Origin of the sequence: Nitratireductor sp. PBL-C9, assembly GCF_050877045.1 — a bacterium.
GTDB classification, from domain to species: domain Bacteria; phylum Pseudomonadota; class Alphaproteobacteria; order Rhizobiales; family Rhizobiaceae; genus Nitratireductor; species Nitratireductor aquimarinus.
This window is the reverse complement of sequence record NZ_JBPAXW010000001.1, coordinates 675705-693695: the sequence shown is the minus strand read 5'-3', so window position 1 is coordinate 693695 and position 17991 is coordinate 675705. Positions and strand designations below refer to the sequence as shown.

Here is a 17991-nt window from a genome sequence, read left to right as displayed (position 1 = left end):
GATGCTTATCCGTTGCGGAAGGCGTAGCTGTAGCCATTGATGGCCGGCACGCCGCCCAGATGCGCGTAAAGCACTTTCGAGCCTTCGGGAAAGTAGCCCTTCTTCACGAGGTCGATCATGCCCTGCATGGATTTGCCCTCATAGACCGGATCGGTGATCATGCCCTCCAGCCGCGCGCAGAGGCGGATCGCCTCCTTCGTTTCTTCCGAAGGCACGCCATAGGCGGGATACGCATAGTCCTCCACCAGAACCAGATCGTCATCTTCGATCTCACGGCCGAGTTCCACCAGCTTCGCCGTGTTGCGCGCAATCTCCAGCACCTGGGCGCGCGTCTGGTCCGGTGTGCCCGAGGCGTCGATGCCGATCACATTGCGGGCGCGGCCATCGGCGGCAAACCCCACCAGCATGCCGGCATGGGTGGAGCCCGTCACCGTGCACACGACAATATAGTCGAAGGTGAAGCCGAGTTCGGCCTCCTGCGCGCGCACCTCTTCGGCAAAGCCCACATAGCCAAGCCCGCCATATTTGTGCACCGATGCGCCGGCGGGGATCGGATAGGGCCTGCCGCCCTTTGCCTCCACGTCCTTCAGGGCGTCTTCCCAGCTTTGCCGGATGCCGATGTCGAACCCCTCATCCACCATCTGCACATCCGCGCCCATCACGCGGCTTAAGAGAATGTTGCCCACGCGGTCGTAGACGGCGTCTTCGTGCGGCACCCAGCTTTCCTGCACCAGCCGGCACTTGAAGCCGATCCGTGCAGCCGTGGCGGCAACCATGCGCGTGTGGTTCGACTGCACACCGCCGATGGAAACCAGCGTGTCCGCGCCAGAGGCGATGGCGTCGGGCACTATGTATTCCAGCTTCCGCAGCTTGTTGCCGCCGAAGGCGAGGCCCGAATTGCAGTCCTCCCGTTTTGCATAAAGCGCAACCCCGCCGCCCAGATGCGCCGAGAGACGTTCCAGTTTTTCGATATGGGTGGGACCGAAGGTGAGCGGGTAGCGCTCGAATTTTTCCAGCATGGCAGACCTTTCCAGAAGTTGGATCGTTGCGGAAAGGCTAGCCAAAAACCGAAGAAAGGTGCTTCCATAGTTTCATGAAGTTTGAAGCAGGAAAGCGGCAGAAGTTCCACCTTATGCTTCAAGCCGCAAAAATTGCGGAGGAGATATGCAAGAACCTTCCATGGGCACAGAGTTGGACCGCACCGACATGCGCATTCTGCGCCATCTTCAGCGAGACGGGCGGTTGAGCAATGCCGATCTGGCAAAGCGCGTTGGGGTCAGCGCGGCCACCTGCCATCGCCGCACCGAGCGGCTGTTCAGGGATGGCTATGTTCGCGGCGTCCACGCCTCAATCGCGCCCGGGCATGTCGGGCGCGGCGCGCTGGTCATGGTCGGTGTGGTGCTCGACCGTTCAACGCCGGAGAGCTTCTCCGCGTTTGAAGCCGCCATCCGCGAACTGCCCTTCATCCTCGACTGCCATCTGGTCGCCGGGGATTTTGACTACTTCCTCAAGATAAGAGTGCGCGACATGGCCGATTTCAACCGGCTGCACGGCAGCCAGCTGATCGCGCTGCCCGGCGTCCGCCAGACCCGCACCTTCTTCGTGATGAAAGAGGTGGTGGACGGCGCAGCGCTCGATTTCTGAGCGCCGCGCCGTCCCCGTCATTTCAGCCGCGTCAGAAGTCCCGCCATCAGCTGTGCGCGTTCGACAAGGCTGTCGATCTGGATGTGTTCGCCAAGCGTGTGCAGGCCCGCGCCGCGCACGCCGATGGAATCGAGCGTCGGTATGCCGAGCGCGCCGGTGAAATTGCCATCAGAGCCGCCGCCGGCGCTGGCATGGGTCAGGTCGAAGCCGATCTCATCGGCAACGCCGCGCGCGACGTCGTAGACGGCCATGGTTCCGGCGTCCGGCTCCCAGACGGGGCGGGTCACGCCGCGCGTCACCTCGATCACCACATCGTTCTCCTCGCCCGAAAGCGCGAGCATGCGCTCGATGCCGCGGTCGAGATCGGCCTGGCGCTTGGCCATGGAAAGCACTTCCGCATCGCAGAAGGACGAGACGCAATTGACCCACTGGCCCGCATGAACCACGCCCACCGAGAAGGTGCAGTCGTCGCCGGTCATGCTCTCGATTTCGAGTATCTTGCGCGCCATGGCGGCGATGGCCGAGCGGCCATCCTTGAGCGCCCAGCCGGCATGGCTCGGGCGGCCCGACGTTTTCACATTGTAGCGGGCGATGGCGTAGCGGCCGGTCACGGCCCCGCCATCCTCGCGCGCGGGTTCGGGCACCAGAACGATCCTGTTCTTGCGCGCCTCCATCTCGATCAGCTCGCGTGTCGAAGGCGTGCCCACCTCTTCGTCGGGCGTGAACAGCACCGTGATCGGCAACGGGGTTTCGATGCCGGCGAGAATGAGCTGGCGGATCGCCTCGATGCTCACATAGTTGCCGCCCTTCATGTCCTGAATGCCGGGGCCGTAGCAGCGGCCATCCTCGATGCGCCAGGGGTTCTTCTCCAGCGTGCCGATGGGATGAACCGTGTCGAGATGGCCGGAGATCAGAATGCCAGGCTTGCCGAAGTCCCGGTGCGGAAAGCGCGCGCGCACCGAACCGCCAAAACCCATGCGGCCGGGAATGCGCTCGATCTCCGCGCCCACAGCGGCAAGCTCATAGGCGGCGAGGTCCATCATGCGGTCCACCGCAGCCGCGTCGAATGTCGGGCTCTCGCAGAGGATCCAGGGTTTGAGCCCGACCAGCATGGTGTCCGTGTCGAATGGCAGGTTCTTGAAATTCATGGTCTGTATCCTGAACTGGAGCAATTACGGGAAAAGTGGAAACCGGATTTCGTTCGGAATTGCGCAAAAACAATGGGTTGGAGCGTTTTCGCATTTCAGCGAAAACGCTCATATGGCTGGCTCAGAGCGGAAGGCGCTTTTCGACGATGCGGGCCATGATGCTCGCACCCACGGGCAGAATCCCGTCATCGAGAATGAAACCCGGATTGTGAACGGGGATCGAGCCCTTGTGGCCAAGCGTGCAATAGGCCCCGGGAACCGCTTTCAGCATGTCGGCGAAATCCTCGCTGCCCGTGACCAGCTCCCTGGTGATGGTCGCGTTGTCCTGGCCGACAATCTCGGCCGCCGCTTCCCGATAGGCTTCGGAAAGGTCGGCGTCGTTCATCAGAACATCGAAGACGGGGCGCAGGTCCGGAACGATTTCCACGTCGTAGCTTGTGGCAAAACCGGCGCAGAGCTTTTCCACCCGCTCATGGGTCAGGTCGCGCACCTCGTCGGAGAAATAGCGGATGGTGCCCGAGATCACCGCCTTGTCCGGCACCACATTATAAGCCGATCCGGAATGGATCTGGGTAACCGAGAGCACGGCGGGCTGCGTCGGCTGCACATTGCGGCTGACGATGGATTGCAGGCTCTGCACCAGCGCCGTGGCAATGACGATGGGATCGCGTGCATGATGGGGCATCGCGCCATGGCTGCCGACGCCGTTGATGGTGATGTCGAAAAAGGTCGCGCCCGCCATCGCCGGCCCCGGCTTGACGCCGAATTTGTTCGGCTCCGCGAGCGGGTTGTTGTGCATGCCATAGACTTCGTCGCAGGGGAACTTGTCGAACAGCCCGTCGGCCAGCATGGCGCGCGCACCGCCAAGCCCCTCCTCCGCCGGCTGGAAGATCATGATCGCACGGCCGGCAAAGTCGCGCGTTTCGGCCAGATAGCGCGCCGCGCCCAAAAGCATGGTGGTGTGGCTGTCATGCCCGCAGCCATGAAACGCGCCGGGGTTTTTCGAGGCGTAGGGAAGATTGGTCAGCTCATCCATGGGAAGCGCATCCATGTCGGCACGCAGGCCAATGGTGCGGTCGCCTTCCTTCTTGCCCTTGATGACGCCGATAACCCCGGTCTTGCCGAGCCCGGTGTGAACTTCGTCCACGCCCCACTTCTTCAAAAGCTCCGCAACTATGCCGGATGTGCGGACTTCCTCGAAGCCGATTTCGGGGTGCTGGTGGAAGTCGCGGCGGATCTCCGTCAGCTCATCTGAGTAATCAGCGATTTTCGGCAAAACGGGCATTTTTTCTCCAAACTGACGCTTTTCACGTCAAACGGTCTGCAATTCTCTGAAATTGGCGAAATCCCACTGACGCCCGGGTGCTGCCTCGATCAGCGCGCGGGTGTAGGCGTGTCTGGGGGCGGAAAGCACATTGGCGGCGCTGTCATGTTCAACGACCCGCCCATGCTGCATTACAACCACCTCGTCGCAGATCTGCGCGGCGACACGCAGATCATGGGTGATGAAAAGAATGGCGATGCCAAGTTTCTGCTGAAGCTCGTCCAGAAGGTCGAGCACCTGCGCCTGAACGGAGACGTCGAGCGCCGAGACCGCTTCATCGGCCACCAGCACATCCGGCTCCATGGCAATGGCGCGCGCGATGGCGACGCGCTGGCGCTGCCCGCCGGAAAACTGGTGCGGATAGCGGTCGATGGCGTCATCGGGCAGACCAACGAGTTTCAGGAGTTCACGCGCCCGCGAAAGTGCTGCCTTGCGCTCCGTTCCCATATTGAGCGGTCCCTCGACGAGGCTGCGCCCGATGGTCCATCGCGGGTTCAGCGAGCGGAAGGGATCCTGAAAGACGATCTGGATGTGACGGCGCAGCGGCTGAAGCGCACGGCGTGAAAGCGTGGCGATCTCATGGTCGGCAACGCGGATCTCGCCCTCCGTCGGATCGATCAGCCGCATGATGCAGCGCGCGACGGTGGATTTGCCCGAGCCGCTTTCGCCGACAATACCGAGCGTGCGCCCGCGCGGAATGGCGAAGTTCACATCGGTGGCCGCTTTTGTGGGTTCGCTCCGTTTGAACACGCCATGCGCGCCATAAACCTTCTGCAGCCCGCTTACCGACAGAACCGCCTCCCCGCCGGGCGCATCGCGCGCGGCGCGCGGGGTGAGGCTCGGCACGGCCTGAAGAAGCTCGCGCGTGTATTCCTCCTGCGGGTGGCGCAGCAATTGCTCGACCGGGGCCTGTTCCACGATCTTGCCAAGCTTCATCACGTGAACGGTGTCGGCAATCTCGGCCACCACGCCCATATCATGCGTGATGAAGAGAACGGCGGTGCCGTGCTTTTCCTGAAGCTCGGCGATGAGGGTCAGGATCTGCTGCTGCGTCGTCACGTCGAGCGCGGTGGTCGGCTCGTCGGCGATCAGAAGCTGCGGCTCGAGGATCAGCGCCATGGCGATCATGATGCGCTGGCGCTGGCCGCCGGAAAGCTGGTGCGGATAGGACCGGTAGATGCGTTCGACATCGGGCAGATGCACCTGGTTCATGATGTCGAGCACACGCGCCTTCTTCTCCTTCGCGGAGAGCCTGGTGTGCGTGTTGAGCACTTCCTCGATCTGGTCGCCAACCCGGATAACCGGGTTAAGCGCAGTCATGGGCTCCTGAAAGATCATCGAGATCTTCTGCGCGCGCATGTCGCGCATCGCCTGCGGGCCAAGATCGAGCAGGTTCTTGCCTTCAAGCCCGATCCGCCCGCCGGTGGCTGCAAGCGCGCCCTTGGGCAGAAGCCCCATGACGGAGAGCGAGGTGACCGATTTTCCCGAACCGGACTCCCCGACAAGACAGACCGTCTCGCCCTGCCGGATTTTCAGCGACACATGGTCGAGAACCGGGGCCGCCGTTTCGTTTCCGGCAAGGCGGACCGTCAGTTCCTCGATTTCCAGAACGTTCGGCATGTCATCGAAATTGCGGGTCTTGAATTTCATGGTCACCCCTCCCGCTTCTTGAGACGCGGATCCAGCATGTCGCGTGCGGTGTCGCCCAGAAGGTTGATCGACAGGATGCACAGCGAGAGCATCAGCCCCGGCCAGAAGATGAGCGACGGCTTGAGCTGGAAGTAGACACGGCCCTCGGCCATGATGTTGCCCCAGGTGGGAATTTCGGTTGAAACACCGGCACCCAGGAAGGACAGGATCGCTTCGGTGAGGATCGCCGATGCGCAGATATAGGTGCCCTGCACGATGAGCGGCGCGAGCGTGTTGGGCATGAGATGCTGCCAGAGGATTTTCGGCATGGAGGAGCCGAGTGCGATGGCGGCTTCCACATAGGGTTCTTCACGCGCCGACAGAACCACCGAACGCACCAGCCGCACGACACGCGGTATCTCGGGAATGGTGATGGCTCCCATCACCGACCAGATGCTTGGCCCGTTGAGCGCGACCAGCGCAATGGCGAGCAGAATGGAGGGAATGGCCATCAGGCTGTCCATGATGCGCATGATGATGGCGTCCGCCGTGCGGAAGAAGCCCGAGACAAGACCGATCAAAAGACCGATGAGCACACTGACGACCGCAGCCGATATGCCGATGAAGAGCGACACGCGGCCTCCGGTGATGACGCGCGAAAGCACGTCGCGCCCATAGGCATCGGTACCAAGCGGATAGGTCTCGCTCGGCCCTTTGAGCCGCTGGAGCGCATCGATGGCCATGGGATCGTGCGGCACGATGAGCGGGGCCAAAAGCGCCAGCATGACGATGATGAAGAGCACGATGGCGGCGATGACCGGCCCGGCGCCGAGACGCCAGCCGCGCGGCAGCGCCATCGCGCCGAACAGCCATTGCATGCGGGATGCGGGTTGCGGGGAAGCGACCATCAGTAGCGGATCCTCGGATCGAAGAAGGTGTAGGAGAGATCGATGAGCAGGTTGATCAGAACGTAGAGACCGCTCGTCAGTAGGATCATGCCCTGAATGACCGGATAGTCGCGCGCCAGAATGGCATCGACCGTCAGGCGTCCGATGCCGGGAATGTTGAACACGCTTTCGGTGACCACCACGCCGCCAATCAGAAGCGCAAAGCCGGTGCCGATGATCGTCATGATCGGCACGGCGGCATTGGACAGCGCGTGGCGGAACAGGACCACGGTTTCCTTCACGCCCTTGGCGCGCGCGGTGCGGATATAGTCTTCGCCCAGAACCTCAAGCATGGAGGCGCGGGTCATGCGCGCGATAAGCGCCACATAGATGGTGGCGAGCGTGAGACAGGGCAGAATGGCGCGGGACAGGAACTTTCCGAAATCCTCCGTTGGCGCGACATAGCCCTGAACGGGGAACCAGCGCAGCTCGATCGAGAAGATCTTGATGAAGATGTAGCCGATGACGAAAACCGGGATCGAAAAGCCCAGAACCGAAAAGGTCATGACCGCGTAGTCGACCCAGGTGCGATGACGCCAGGCGGCGAGCACGCCCATGGGAACGGCGATCAGGACGGAAAGCAGAATGGTCAGGACAGCGATATTCACCGTTGGCCAGATGCGCTGGCCGATCATCTGGGTGACCGGTGTGCTGGAAATCAGCGATGTGCCGAGCTCGCCCTGCATGAGAAGGCCGACCCAGGTGATGAACTGTTCGTGCAGCGGATCGGACAGGCCAAGCGAGGTGCGGATGCGCTCAAGCTGTTCGGGCGTCGCCATGTCGCCGGCGATGATGGCGGCCGGATCGCCCGGCGTCAGCCGGAGCAGCAGAAAAACGAATATGGCGACGATGACCATGACCGGAATGACGGCCAGAACGCGCCGGAGAATATAGCCTAGCATCGGAACGTGACGTCCTTTGACCTGTGACGTGCGAAAGGCTGCCGCCTTGCAAAAAAGCGGGGCGCGCGATCCCGATCAGGGAGCGAAAGGGAATCGCGCCGGGCGCATGGCCCGAATGCCCCGTGAATGACCCCGCCAGACAACCGGCGGGGCAGGAGTTCACGCGGTCAGTCCGCTTTCTCGATGTTCCAGAACACCGGAACGGGAGACGGGATCATGCCGGTCAGCTTGTTGGTGCGCGCCTGCGGCATGACATATTGGCCAAGCGGGACATACAGAACATTGTCCAGCGTGTGCTTCTGGATGTCGACGGCGACTTCCTTCTGCTTTTCAGGCGTATCGGCGGCGATGAAGGCTGCGCGCAGCTCCTCGATCTTCTCATCCTCGGGCCAGCCGAACCAGGCGGCGTCTCCGCGGCCGTTCAGCATGGGGCTGATGAGCGGCGAGTTGATCTCCGGCACCATCCAGTTGGTGAAGAAGATGTTCCAGCCGCCTTCGGCGGGCTTGGCCTGACTGGCGCGGCGGGTGACGAGCGTCTGCCAGTCCATCGCCTGCATGTCGACATTGAAGCCGGCCTCGCGCATGGCCTGTGCGGCCACCACCGGCTGGGCGGTGAGGCTGACCACATCGGTCGGCTGCATCAGCACGATGGGCGTGCCGTCATAGCCGGCCTCTTCGAGGAGCTTCTTCGCGCCTTCGATGTCGCCGCCGGAGGTGAGCGTGTCGGAGCCGGATTCATCGCCCAGCGGCGTGCCGCAGCCGAAGATCGCGCCGCAGACCTTGTAGTAGTCCGGATTGCCGATCAGCGTTGCGAGAACCGCTTCCTGGCTGAGCGCCATCTGCGCGGCCTGGCGGATCTTCACATTGTCGAAGGGCGGATGCTTGAAGTTCATGCGGCCGATGGTCTGGTAACCCAGGTCGTCGCGGGTCTCGACCGTGATATCCTCGCTCGCCTCAAGCAGCGGCAGAAGGTCGATCTGCACCTGCTCGATATAGTCGATTTCACCCGACATGAGCGCATTGATGGCGGTCTGGGCATCGGGCATGGTGACCCACTTCACCTCATCGACCTTCACGTTCTTGCCGCCGGCCATCCAGCTCGCTGCGCCATCGCGCGGGACATAATCCTCGAACTTGCGATAGGTGACCGAAACGCCGGGCTGGTACTCGTCGGCAACGAAGACAAACGGCCCGGAGCCGGTGTAGTCGGTGATGGCCTCGTCGGCGGAGCCGCTGGCCACACGCGCCGGCATGATGAAGGGCGGCACGGCGGACTGCTTGCCGACCGTGTCGAGCAGCGCCGGGAACGCGCTCTTCAGCTTCCAGACGATGGTCTTGTCGTCTGTGGCTTCAAGGCTTTCGGTCACATCGAAGATGAGCTGGCCGCCGGAATCGCGCTTGCCCCAGCGCTGGAGCGAGGCAACGGCATCGGCTGCGGTGACCGGCGCGCCGTCATGGAACTTCAGACCGTCGCGCAGCGTGAACGTGTAGGTGAGATTGTCATCGGAGATCGTCCAGTCGGCCATCTGCGGCTGCGGGGCGAAGTTCTCGTCAACGGCCACCAGCACGTCATAGACCATGTAGCCATGGTTTCGGGTGATGTGGGCGGTGGTGATGATCGGGTCGAGCACGCGCAGGCCCGAATGCATGACGGCCGTGATCGTGTTGTCCTGCGCAAGGGCCGGCGTGGCCGCCCCGATGCCCGCGATCAGCGCTGCGCCGGCGGCAAGGCCGAGCGACGCACCGCGCACATGGCTCTTTAAGTGGTGAATTCTATCCTGAAGACGCGACATGAGTTCCCTCTTTTTCTTTGGAAAGTGAAATTGTGTTCGTCGTGACGTCTCAAACGCGGTTCTCCCGCCGCGCTTTTCTCCTGTCAGCCCTCCATCATGAGCGGTTCGCTCTGTGAGCGGCGGAAAACCGGCCCCCGGGGCGACAGGCGCATTCCATCCGCCAGTTTCGTCCACGGCAGGTCCGCCGGGTCGAGCGGCATGGGCCCCGGCGCCGTGCAGACCAGAACGGTCTCGGCGACGGGATCGAAATCGGCGCGGAAATGCACCGAACTCTTGTTGACCAGAATGGCCATCTCCGTCGGCTCGATGCCGACGAAACGATACATGGCGAGATCGGCCATCTGCGCCTTGTGCGTGGCGACGACGATCTTCACACCGTCGATCGACAGGCAGGCGGACGGGCCGACATTCATATGCGTGCCGCCGTAATAGGGGCCGGTCGCATGAAGATCGCCATTGGAGAGCTTTTCCACGCGGAACGTGCCGGTGAAGGGCGCGTCGCCCGGAACGCCGGACTGGCCGCCCAGCGGAATGGTGATCTCGGCCCCCTCCCCTGCCGCGTGGGCGGCAAGGGCCGCAAGCGGATCGATGATCATGCCGATGGCGGCGCGGCGCGCGCCGTTTCTCAAAAGCGCGCGGAGCATGCCGGTCGTGTTGGAATCGCCGCCGGCGCCGGGATTGTCCTGCGTGTCGGCAATGACCACCGGGCGGCTCGCCCCTTCGGCAATGCGCATGGCTTCTCGCACGCCTTCATCAGGGCCCCAGGCGCGGCCGGCGAAAGCCTCCTCCGCTTCCATGATGCGCGCATAGAGCTGGTCCGCCGCGCGGTCGGCCGCGTCCTGGGTTTCTGCATAGGCGAGAACGGTCTGGCCGCACGCCTCGATATCGGCTGCGGGAAAGCCCATCCAGTAGGACACGCTTGCAACCGGCCCCGTCTCCAGCGCGGCGACCTCTTCATAGAGGCTTTTCGCCGGTTCGATGAAAGTGCACTGCCAGGGAATGGAGGTGAGATAGGGAAGCCGCCGGAAGGCATGGGCGAAGGAGCGGCCCCGCGCCATCAGCCTGTCGAGGCCCTCGGCGGCGCGCCGGCCGGTCTCGGCCATGTCCACATGCGGGTAGGTGCGGAAGGCGACGAGCAGATCGGCTTCATCGACCATGAGCTGCGTCGTGTTGCCATGCAGATCAAGGCTCACGGCAATCGGCACGTCGGGACCGACGACCGCGCGCACACGGGCGATCAGTTCGCCTTCCCCGTCATCGAGATGTTCGGCGACCATCGCGCCATGCAGGTCGAGGCAGACGCCGTCCAACGGACCGGCCGCAGCGATCCCGTCCACGATTTCACCGGCGATGCGCTCATAGGCGTCCCGCGTGACATGAGCCGACGGGATGGCGCCGGTCCACAGAACCGGAACGATTTCCCAGCCGGCTTTCTGCGCATGCGCAACCGCGCCGGATATGCCCAGATTGACGCCCGGCGAGCGCTCGATGATCTCGTTTCCGCGCGACAGGGGCAGATAGCCGCCGCCCTGCTCGAAATGCGCATAGGTCGCGGGAGATGGTGCGAAAGTGTTTGTTTCGTGAAGGAAACCGGCGAGTGCAACGCGCCTTTTCATAAGACGCCTCCCCGCAAGAGACTGCCGATCAATATGCAACGCCGCATTCACAAGCCCCGCTTTTGCAAGACCGCATTTTCGGGTCGACGCCCGTAAAATGCGTGATAGGGTGAAGGACCAAGTATCGCTGTACGATACTTTCGTATCGATATAACGATAGATGTACAGCGGATTGGGTGTCAAACGAATTCTGGCGGGATTGGAAGTCTGCGTGCGTTACATTCAGAAGGGCGAATACGGTGTCCCGCCGAGCACAAGCATCGATGAGAACGATCCCCTTTTCGTGCAGGCGATTGCGCGCGCCATGCAGGTGCTTTCGACCTTTCACGATGCGAGCAAACCGCTGACGCTGAACGAGATTGCGGCTGCCGGCGGCATGGGCAAGAGCGCCGCGCAGCGCGTGGTGCACACGCTGCGCCAGCTTGGCTATGTGCAGCGCGACGCAGACGACCGCGGTTATGTGCCGGGCATTCGCATTCTCGATCATACACGCGACTATCTGCGGCTGAACCCTCTGGTGGCGCGGGCCTCCCCGGTTCTGATGGAGCTGCGACGCAATGTGCGCGAGCGCGTGGATCTCAGCCTGCGCGACGGATTGCGGCTCATCTATGCTGCACGCCTTCAAAGCAAGCGCGAAACGTTCTTCGCAACGCTGGTCGGGCAAAGCGTGCCGATCTACTGCACCTCTGGCGGGCGCGCCATGATGGCGCATATGAGCGACGACGAAGTGGACGAAATCATCGAGCGCTCCGAGCGCCGCGAGATCACGCCAAAGACGATCACCGACCCTCAGGCCATCCGGGCCAAGGTTCAGGAAGCGCGCGAGAATGGATATGCGCTGGCGCTCGAAGAAGTGCTCCAGGGCGAGATCGCGATCGCCACGGCGCTGCTCTCTCCGGAGGGACGACCGCTGGGGGCCATCCACATTGCCGGCTCGCTCAGCGAATGGGATGCGGAGAGCTTCTGTCGGCGTTTCGCACCGCTTGCCGGAGAGGCCGCAGGCGTCATTAACAGGTTTTGACGCCCTCCCCTCCCCTGCCAGATCTTTTAGCGGCGCGCGCAGCGCTCCGATTCTGTCCGCGCGCGAGCCGCGGTTAAGAAAATGTGTGCCTTTTCAGCGGCCCGGGCGGCGTTTTGGTCTACTTCCAGCCGGCCCTGTCGATTTGTTTTCGATGCGATCTGATCCGCCGAGTGACTTAAGTCACGGTAACGGCTGGATTATTCGGCTCACTTCCATCACAGAACATGTTCCGTTAACGTCTTGTTAACCAAAAACTTCTTGACGATGGCCGCCTGCCTCGTGGCATTAGTTACGGAACTGGCGGCGAATGTGAGAGATTGGCGTAACCGCGATGCGTACCTGTTAGTAGCGGTTACTTCCGATTTCAAACCTGCCTCAGCGCGTTTGCATTTTAAGCGTATCTATACCCTCAAGCGTAGGCCACTCGCCGAATGGCTCCGAATCGGGTTACGTTGCGCAATATTATTCCGTCATGCGCCCTTTTGAGGGTGGTGACGTTAAGGCAATTCGCGCTGCGCCCGCCTAGGGGATGCGTTGCGTTGACACCTGTCAACCAGCGCCGACTTGATTGGATGACGAGGAGCGGCACGGCATGGACATGGCCATTGACCATGAAGGAGAGCGGGAGTTGGACAAGGTTGCTGAAGTAGCGATGGAGGGCGCGGACGCGCAGCCGGTTCTGGCGGCTGACCAGGCCATCGCGGCGGACGCTGCGCGGCTTTCCGAACAGCTGCGCGTCATGCGCGACCGTCTTTATCCGCCGGCAGCCCAGAAGACGCTCCGCACATTCTCAAGCGGTGAAGCGGCACGTCTGATCGGCGTCTCCGATGGATATCTGCGTCAGCTCTCCATTGCCGGCGAAGGTCCGCAGCCGGAGACCGGGTCCGGCGGACGCCGCTACTATTCCCTTTCAGACATCAACGCGCTCCGGCAGCATCTTGCGGCGCAGGCAAAGGCGAAGGGCAACCTCGCCAAGGCGCGTTCCTATGTGAAGTGGCGCGACCCAGAGCACGAGCATCTGCAGGTCATCTCGGTGACCAACTTCAAGGGTGGCTCCGGCAAGACGACGACCAGTGCGCACATGGCGCAGCATCTGGCTCTGTCGGGCTATCGTGTGCTGGCGGTGGATCTCGATCCGCAGGCGTCTCTCTCCGCCCTCTTCGGCTATCAGCCCGAAATCGATCTTTCCGGCAATGACACGCTCTATGGCGCGATCCGATATGACGAAGAGCGCAGGCCGCTTTCGCAGATCATCCGCAAGACCTATTTCGACGGGCTCGATCTGGTGCCGGGCAATCTCGAACTGCACGAGTTCGAGCACACGACACCGCGCATGCTGGCCGAGCGCCAGGCGGGTGACGGTGCGGACGAATTCTTCTTCGCGCGCATTCAGGCCGCACTTGCCACGGTTGCCGATGATTACGATGTGGTCATCATCGACTGTCCGCCGCAGCTCGGCTTCCTGACGCTCTCCGCACTGTGCGCGTCCACCTCGGTCATCGTGACCGTGCACCCGCAGATGCTGGACGTCGCCTCAATGAGCCAGTTCCTCTACATGACGGCCGATCTTCTGTCGGTTGTGCGCGAGGCGGGCGGTTCGCTGAACTTCGATTTCCTGCGCTACCTCGTGACGCGCTACGAGCCGAATGATGGTCCCCAGACGCAGATTGTCGGCTTCCTGCGGTCGCAGTTTGGCGAACGCGTTCTGACGGCGCCCATGGTCAAGTCGACCGCGATTTCCGATGCGGGCCTGACCAAGCAGACACTCTATGAAGTGGGCCGGGACAACTTCACACGCTCGACCTACGACCGCGCGATGGAAGCGTTGACATCTGTCAACGCCGAGGTCGAAGCGCTGGTCGAGAACGCCTGGGGTCGTAACGCGACAGGAGACGGGGCATGAGCAAGCGCAAGGACCATCTGAAGGCGCTGTTCGGTGGTGCAGGTGAGGGCGAAGCCCCCTCGCCTTCCCATAAGCCGCAGCCTGCTCAGGCAAAACCGGCCCAGTCGAATTCCGCGCAGTCAAATCCCACACAGTCCGCGCCGGAAGCCAGACTTGCAGCAAAGCTTGCTCCGTCTGGCACAGATGCGCCTGCACGCAGTTCCTCCGGCGCGGTCAAGGCGATGGGGCTCTCGCTCTCATCCATGACACGTGAAGTGGAAGATGCGCGGGCCATTCGCGAGAGCCTCGCCAAAGGCGAACGCGTGATCGAAGTGGAGCCGCACCTGATCGACCCATCGATCGTGCGCGACCGCCTGAGCCTCGAAGATGACGGCGACGAAGATTTCTCTGCGCTGGTGGACAGCGTACGCGAGAATGGCCAGCAGGTGCCTGTTCTTCTGCGCCCCCATCCGACGGAGAATGGCCGCTTTCAGGTGGCCTATGGTCATCGCCGTGTGCGTGCCGCGAACCGCCTCAAGAGGCCGGTTCAGGCGATTGTCCGGACCCTGAGCGATGACGATCTTGTGCTTGCCCAGGGCAAGGAAAACACCGAGCGTCGCAATCTCTCCTTCATCGAGCGCGCCTTCTTTGCCGATGCGTTGATGCGCCATGGTTTCGACCGCAGTGTCGTTCAGCGCGCACTGTCGCTGCACAAGGCGGAGATGACGCGGCTTCTGCAGGTGGCTGAAGCCGTACCGGCAGACATTGCAGCAGCGATTGGCCCTGCCCCGAAAGCCGGACGCCCGCGCTGGATGGCGCTGGCAGAGTATCTGAAGCGTGAAGCAGCTGTGGCCCTCGCACAGGACGAGATTCAGTCCGTCGCGTTCCGTGCCGCCGATTCAGACGAGCGGTTCCGCAGGCTCTACGAACGCCTCGCCAAGAGGGCCTCGGCAAAAGCCAAGAAGGCTGAGAAAACGCGCTCTGTGGAAGACAGGAAAGGCCGTCTGCTTGCAAAGGTGACGCCGGGAAGCAAACCCAGGCTCGATTTCGACGAGAAGACGCGGCCGGGCTTTGCAGACTATGTGGCCGGGCTTCTGCCCGAACTGTCCGAACGTTTTGAAAAAGAGCGGGCGGACGGCAACTAGGTTCATCAGCCGCGAGATGCGGTGAAACAAATCCGGCGGAAACGCCGGTCAGACGAAGAGTGAAGAGGTAGAGCGAGAGGAAAATCGCGCAAGAAAAAGGCCCCCAGAACGTTTAAATTCCGGAAGCCCCTTTCGATGTAGCAATCTGAAAGAATCACTTCCAGCGTTCAAAGTCAAGCACCGGGTCACTCGGTGAGCGTCTTTTTCTTGCCTAATGCAAGGTGAGACAATGACGGATAGATTTGCAATCTCGCCATTCGGCGGGAAAGGGATGGCGCGTGCCCAAATCATAGTCAGTGAGCAGGTTCGGCGTGCCCGCAAGGCCCTGAACACGCGCTCGGGCGATGCACGTGCCTGTTCTGAAAATACCGTGGATAAATGGCATTTGCTGCGGGCTGTAACCGAAGCACGACCGGCGCTTGGCCTCTCCGACAGGACGATTGTGGTTCTGGAGGCGCTTGTGAGCTTCAACAGTGAACGCATGCTGGATCCCGGCGGGGAGCTTGTCGTGTTCCCGTCCAATGCCGAACTCTCCATTCGCGCCCGTGGCATGGCGCCCGCAACACTGCGTCGGCATCTGGCCGCGCTGGTGAAGGCCGGGCTCATTCTGCGCCGCGACAGCGCCAATGGAAAACGTTTTGCGCGCCGTGGTGAAGAAGGCCAGATCGAGGAAGCTTTCGGCTTTGATCTAGCCCCTCTGGTCATGCGTGCGGGCGAAATCGAGGCTTACGCAGCAGAAGCACGGCGGCTTGCTAAGGCCCTGAGAGCCCTCAGGAGCGAAGTAACGATCCATCTGAGGGATATTGCGGCCATTGTTCACGCAACCGCCCAGGAGGGCAGGGGAGAGCGTTTTGCAGCCTTTGCAGAGCGTCTCGAGGCGCTTTCTGGAAGATTGGGCCGCAACACCGATTGGAAAACGCTCAAAGCACGCCGAGACGCGCTCGTGGAACTGCGCGACGCAATCGAAAACGCATATCTCGATAACCTTTGCGACGAAGAGCTGGAGGCTCAAAATCCAGAGCGCATGGTTAATGAAATCACAAAAGTGAGCGCCAATGAGTCCCAAAATGAGCGCCATATTCATAATTCAGACTCAGACTCTAATTTTGAAATAGACGTAGACGACATCAAAGCGGAAACGCCGCAAAAAGCTCATGAAAGCGTAGCCCTTGCCAAAGCACACCGGAAAAACCCTTCCGGAAGGCTGGAAAGAGCCCCACGACCGACAAAACAGGCTTCTGCAAGCGAAAATACTGGCAGAACCGCAACGATGCGGCTGGAAATTGTGACCTCAGCCTGTCCGCAAATGCGCGATTATGCGCCCGGTGGCCTCACAAACTGGCGAGATCTCATGAAAGCCGCCGAAACGGTGCGTTCCATGCTGGGAATTCCACCGGACGCCTGGGCGAAAGCGCGGACAGAGATGGGCGAAATCAACGCGGCAATCACCATTGCAGCCATGCTGGAGCGGGCCGAGGCCATCCGGTCGCCCGGCGCCTATCTCCGGCGGTTGACCGAAAGGGCCCATGGCGGCTCGTTCTCCGTCAAGCCGATGCTCAATGCGCTCGTTTCGGCCCGCCAGAGAGCCCTTATAGGCGCAAGGAGAGCGTAAGCTTGAAATGAACATATTCTGGGCATAGATTAATCGGGTAGTGATCATTATGTGCTCATTTCGCGTTGATTCAGGAGGTCAAAGAGCATGACTGCGGCAGAACTCGATTTCGCAGCGGCCCATTTCGCTGACGAGCGCGCACCGTTTCTATCCGCCCGGCGGGTTTCTGAACTTCTGGGCGTGACAATGGTGGAGCTCGCACGGCTGATTGGCGTTGCCCGCAACACGCTGACGGCCAAATCCGGCCAGAGAAAGGTTGATCAGGCGCTGAGCCCTGTTGTGCGCATTCTGGCAATGGCGACGGAAATGGCCGGAGATGAGCACCGGGCCGTGATCTGGTTCAAGCATCAGCCCATTCCCGGCTGGGCGGGAAAAACCGCCTATGATCTGGTAGGGGAGGGGAAGGCCGACAAGGTTTTGACCTATCTCGAAGCGGTGCGTGCCGGCGTCTATGCCTGAAGAATTGCGCAATGAGACCCTTTGGCGGGCTTATGTGCCGCGCTGGGCGCATGCGCCGCTTTCAGGGGAGGGGGCCGCACGCTTTGGCGGACGCTGGAACCCGGTTGGAGCAGCCACGATCTACGCGGCGCGGGAGCTTTCCACGGCCTGGGCTGAATATAATCAGGGATTTGTGCAGCACCCCGCACTGATCGCCCAGCTGACGCTTTCAAAAGCGCGCCTTGCGGATCTGACGAGCGAAGAGGGGCTTGAGGTAGTCGGGCAATCGCCAGCTTTGCATCAGTGCGAGTGGCGGGCGGATGTGGATGCCGGAAAGCTGCCCGAAACCCATCTCCTGCGCGAAAAACTGCTTCTGCAAGGCTATCACGGCGTGATCTATCCATCCTTCATGTCGCCCGGCGGAAGCTGCGTCGCGCTGTGGAGCTGGAATGGAGAGAAAGGGCCCGGTCTTTCCGTGACGGATCCCGAGCACAGACTGCCAAATGACGCGGCTTCCTGGCTTTAGATCCTTTTTTCGGTTTTCTCGGTATTTTCACCTGAAAATGGCTCGTTTCAGCTCATTTCGGGATGATATCCGCGCTTTTCCTTGATTTTGCGCAGGCGCTGGAGGGCTGTCTCCGCAGCCCCCGTCGTGTCGAAGAGGTTGATCTTGAACTGCCCGCGCGTGCCGATCCGGCCCCACTGGCGCACAAGAGCAGCGTCGCCAAACAGTGTGGGCTCAACGGAAAGCGTGTAATAGCGCGCCATGTTGCGTGCGGGATCGATGCGTTTCAGACAGCAGAGATGTGGGTTGGTAGCCATGCCTATAGCTGGCCCGGAAAAACCGGCTGCGTCCAACGCATTTGCTGAATCGATCAGCGGTGACCGAT

Annotated in this window: 16 protein-coding genes; 7 read left to right on the top strand and 9 right to left on the bottom strand. The window is 61.7% G+C overall.

The genetic code is table 11. From position 1 onward, the window contains the following. Positions 1 to 5 precede the first annotated feature (5 nt). Complete coding sequence (locus ACRTG1_RS03240) at positions 6 to 1019, bottom strand: 1-aminocyclopropane-1-carboxylate deaminase (RefSeq protein WP_113156406.1); 1014 nt, start codon at positions 1017 to 1019, stop codon at positions 6 to 8. A 145-nt stretch (positions 1020 to 1164) separates the two neighbouring features. Between ACRTG1_RS03240 and ACRTG1_RS03235 the strand changes: the two genes are divergently transcribed. Continuing rightward, positions 1165 to 1644 (top strand): Lrp/AsnC family transcriptional regulator, encoded by a 480-nt coding sequence (locus ACRTG1_RS03235; RefSeq protein ID WP_206553058.1) that lies wholly within the window; start codon positions 1165 to 1167, stop codon positions 1642 to 1644. Between the two features lie 17 nt (positions 1645 to 1661). Here the strand turns inward: ACRTG1_RS03235 and ACRTG1_RS03230 are convergent, their stop codons facing one another. From ACRTG1_RS03230 to ACRTG1_RS03200, 7 genes are all read right to left on the bottom strand, one after another. Then, positions 1662 to 2792, bottom strand: a complete 1131-nt coding sequence (locus ACRTG1_RS03230) for a M20/M25/M40 family metallo-hydrolase (RefSeq protein ID WP_432515763.1) — start codon at positions 2790 to 2792, stop codon at positions 1662 to 1664. A gap of 121 nt (positions 2793 to 2913) precedes the next feature. Next, positions 2914 to 4077: a M20 aminoacylase family protein gene (locus ACRTG1_RS03225; RefSeq protein ID WP_432515762.1), complete on the bottom strand. Its 1164-nt coding sequence runs from the start codon at positions 4075 to 4077 to the stop codon at positions 2914 to 2916. Positions 4078 to 4104: 27 nt separating this feature from the next. Next, positions 4105 to 5766: an ABC transporter ATP-binding protein gene (locus tag ACRTG1_RS03220; RefSeq protein WP_297561455.1), complete on the bottom strand. Its 1662-nt coding sequence runs from the start codon at positions 5764 to 5766 to the stop codon at positions 4105 to 4107. 2 nt (positions 5767 to 5768) lie between these two features. Then, positions 5769 to 6653 carry an ABC transporter permease gene (locus ACRTG1_RS03215; RefSeq protein WP_113156411.1) on the bottom strand — a complete coding sequence of 295 codons (885 nt, stop codon included), beginning with the start codon at positions 6651 to 6653 and terminating at the stop codon, positions 5769 to 5771. Beyond that, positions 6653 to 7594 (bottom strand): ABC transporter permease, encoded by a 942-nt coding sequence (locus ACRTG1_RS03210; RefSeq protein WP_206546493.1) that lies wholly within the window; start codon positions 7592 to 7594, stop codon positions 6653 to 6655. The genes ACRTG1_RS03215 and ACRTG1_RS03210 overlap by 1 nt, the downstream gene beginning before the upstream one ends. A gap of 167 nt (positions 7595 to 7761) precedes the next feature. Further along, positions 7762 to 9387 (bottom strand): ABC transporter substrate-binding protein, encoded by a 1626-nt coding sequence (locus tag ACRTG1_RS03205; RefSeq protein WP_206553056.1) that lies wholly within the window; start codon positions 9385 to 9387, stop codon positions 7762 to 7764. Between the two features lie 83 nt (positions 9388 to 9470). Next, positions 9471 to 11003: a M81 family metallopeptidase gene (locus tag ACRTG1_RS03200; RefSeq protein ID WP_206546495.1), complete on the bottom strand. Its 1533-nt coding sequence runs from the start codon at positions 11001 to 11003 to the stop codon at positions 9471 to 9473. Between the two features lie 211 nt (positions 11004 to 11214). Between ACRTG1_RS03200 and ACRTG1_RS03195 the strand changes: the two genes are divergently transcribed. From ACRTG1_RS03195 to ACRTG1_RS03170, 6 genes are all read left to right on the top strand, one after another. After that, positions 11215 to 12024, top strand: a complete 810-nt coding sequence (locus ACRTG1_RS03195; protein WP_432515761.1) for an IclR family transcriptional regulator — start codon at positions 11215 to 11217, stop codon at positions 12022 to 12024. 652 nt (positions 12025 to 12676) lie between these two features. Continuing rightward, positions 12677 to 13927, top strand: a complete 1251-nt coding sequence (repA, locus tag ACRTG1_RS03190) for a plasmid partitioning protein RepA (protein ID WP_206546510.1) — start codon at positions 12677 to 12679, stop codon at positions 13925 to 13927. Then, positions 13924 to 15051, top strand: a complete 1128-nt coding sequence (repB, locus tag ACRTG1_RS03185) for a plasmid partitioning protein RepB (RefSeq protein ID WP_432515760.1) — start codon at positions 13924 to 13926, stop codon at positions 15049 to 15051. Before repA ends, repB begins: the two co-directional genes overlap by 4 nt. Before the next feature lie 271 nt (positions 15052 to 15322). Continuing rightward, complete coding sequence (repC, locus tag ACRTG1_RS03180) at positions 15323 to 16663, top strand: plasmid replication protein RepC (RefSeq protein WP_432515759.1); 1341 nt, start codon at positions 15323 to 15325, stop codon at positions 16661 to 16663. Positions 16664 to 16750: 87 nt separating this feature from the next. Further along, positions 16751 to 17122 carry an antitoxin Xre/MbcA/ParS toxin-binding domain-containing protein gene (locus tag ACRTG1_RS03175; RefSeq protein ID WP_113156417.1) on the top strand — a complete coding sequence of 124 codons (372 nt, stop codon included), beginning with the start codon at positions 16751 to 16753 and terminating at the stop codon, positions 17120 to 17122. Then, positions 17115 to 17627, top strand: a complete 513-nt coding sequence (locus ACRTG1_RS03170; protein ID WP_432515758.1) for an RES family NAD+ phosphorylase — start codon at positions 17115 to 17117, stop codon at positions 17625 to 17627. Before ACRTG1_RS03175 ends, ACRTG1_RS03170 begins: the two co-directional genes overlap by 8 nt. Positions 17628 to 17674: 47 nt before the next feature. Here ACRTG1_RS03170 and ACRTG1_RS03165 read toward each other — a convergent pair whose 3' ends face one another. Next, positions 17675 to 17923, bottom strand: coding sequence for a WGR domain-containing protein (locus ACRTG1_RS03165; protein WP_206546499.1), 249 nt, complete (start codon positions 17921 to 17923; stop codon positions 17675 to 17677). Positions 17924 to 17991 lie beyond the last annotated feature (68 nt).

What these genes read in the sequence shown, in the direction of transcription:
- ACRTG1_RS03240 (WP_113156406.1), bottom strand. Translation starts at nt 1,019, where the DNA reads ATGCTGGAAAAATTCGAGCGCTACCCGCTCACCTTCGGTCCCACCCAT.
- ACRTG1_RS03235 (WP_206553058.1), top strand. Translation starts at nt 1,165, where the DNA reads ATGCAAGAACCTTCCATGGGCACAGAGTTGGACCGCACCGACATGCGC.
- ACRTG1_RS03230 (WP_432515763.1), bottom strand. Translation starts at nt 2,792, where the DNA reads ATGAATTTCAAGAACCTGCCATTCGACACGGACACCATGCTGGTCGGG.
- ACRTG1_RS03225 (WP_432515762.1), bottom strand. Translation starts at nt 4,077, where the DNA reads ATGCCCGTTTTGCCGAAAATCGCTGATTACTCAGATGAGCTGACGGAG.
- ACRTG1_RS03220 (WP_297561455.1), bottom strand. Translation starts at nt 5,766, where the DNA reads ATGAAATTCAAGACCCGCAATTTCGATGACATGCCGAACGTTCTGGAA.
- ACRTG1_RS03215 (WP_113156411.1), bottom strand. Translation starts at nt 6,653, where the DNA reads ATGGTCGCTTCCCCGCAACCCGCATCCCGCATGCAATGGCTGTTCGGC.
- ACRTG1_RS03210 (WP_206546493.1), bottom strand. Translation starts at nt 7,594, where the DNA reads ATGCTAGGCTATATTCTCCGGCGCGTTCTGGCCGTCATTCCGGTCATG.
- ACRTG1_RS03205 (WP_206553056.1), bottom strand. Translation starts at nt 9,387, where the DNA reads ATGTCGCGTCTTCAGGATAGAATTCACCACTTAAAGAGCCATGTGCGC.
- ACRTG1_RS03200 (WP_206546495.1), bottom strand. Translation starts at nt 11,003, where the DNA reads ATGAAAAGGCGCGTTGCACTCGCCGGTTTCCTTCACGAAACAAACACT.
- repA (WP_206546510.1), top strand. Translation starts at nt 12,677, where the DNA reads ATGGAGGGCGCGGACGCGCAGCCGGTTCTGGCGGCTGACCAGGCCATC.
- repB (WP_432515760.1), top strand. Translation starts at nt 13,924, where the DNA reads ATGAGCAAGCGCAAGGACCATCTGAAGGCGCTGTTCGGTGGTGCAGGT.
- repC (WP_432515759.1), top strand. Translation starts at nt 15,323, where the DNA reads ATGGCGCGTGCCCAAATCATAGTCAGTGAGCAGGTTCGGCGTGCCCGC.
- ACRTG1_RS03175 (WP_113156417.1), top strand. Translation starts at nt 16,751, where the DNA reads ATGACTGCGGCAGAACTCGATTTCGCAGCGGCCCATTTCGCTGACGAG.
- ACRTG1_RS03170 (WP_432515758.1), top strand. Translation starts at nt 17,115, where the DNA reads ATGCCTGAAGAATTGCGCAATGAGACCCTTTGGCGGGCTTATGTGCCG.
- ACRTG1_RS03165 (WP_206546499.1), bottom strand. Translation starts at nt 17,923, where the DNA reads ATGGCTACCAACCCACATCTCTGCTGTCTGAAACGCATCGATCCCGCA.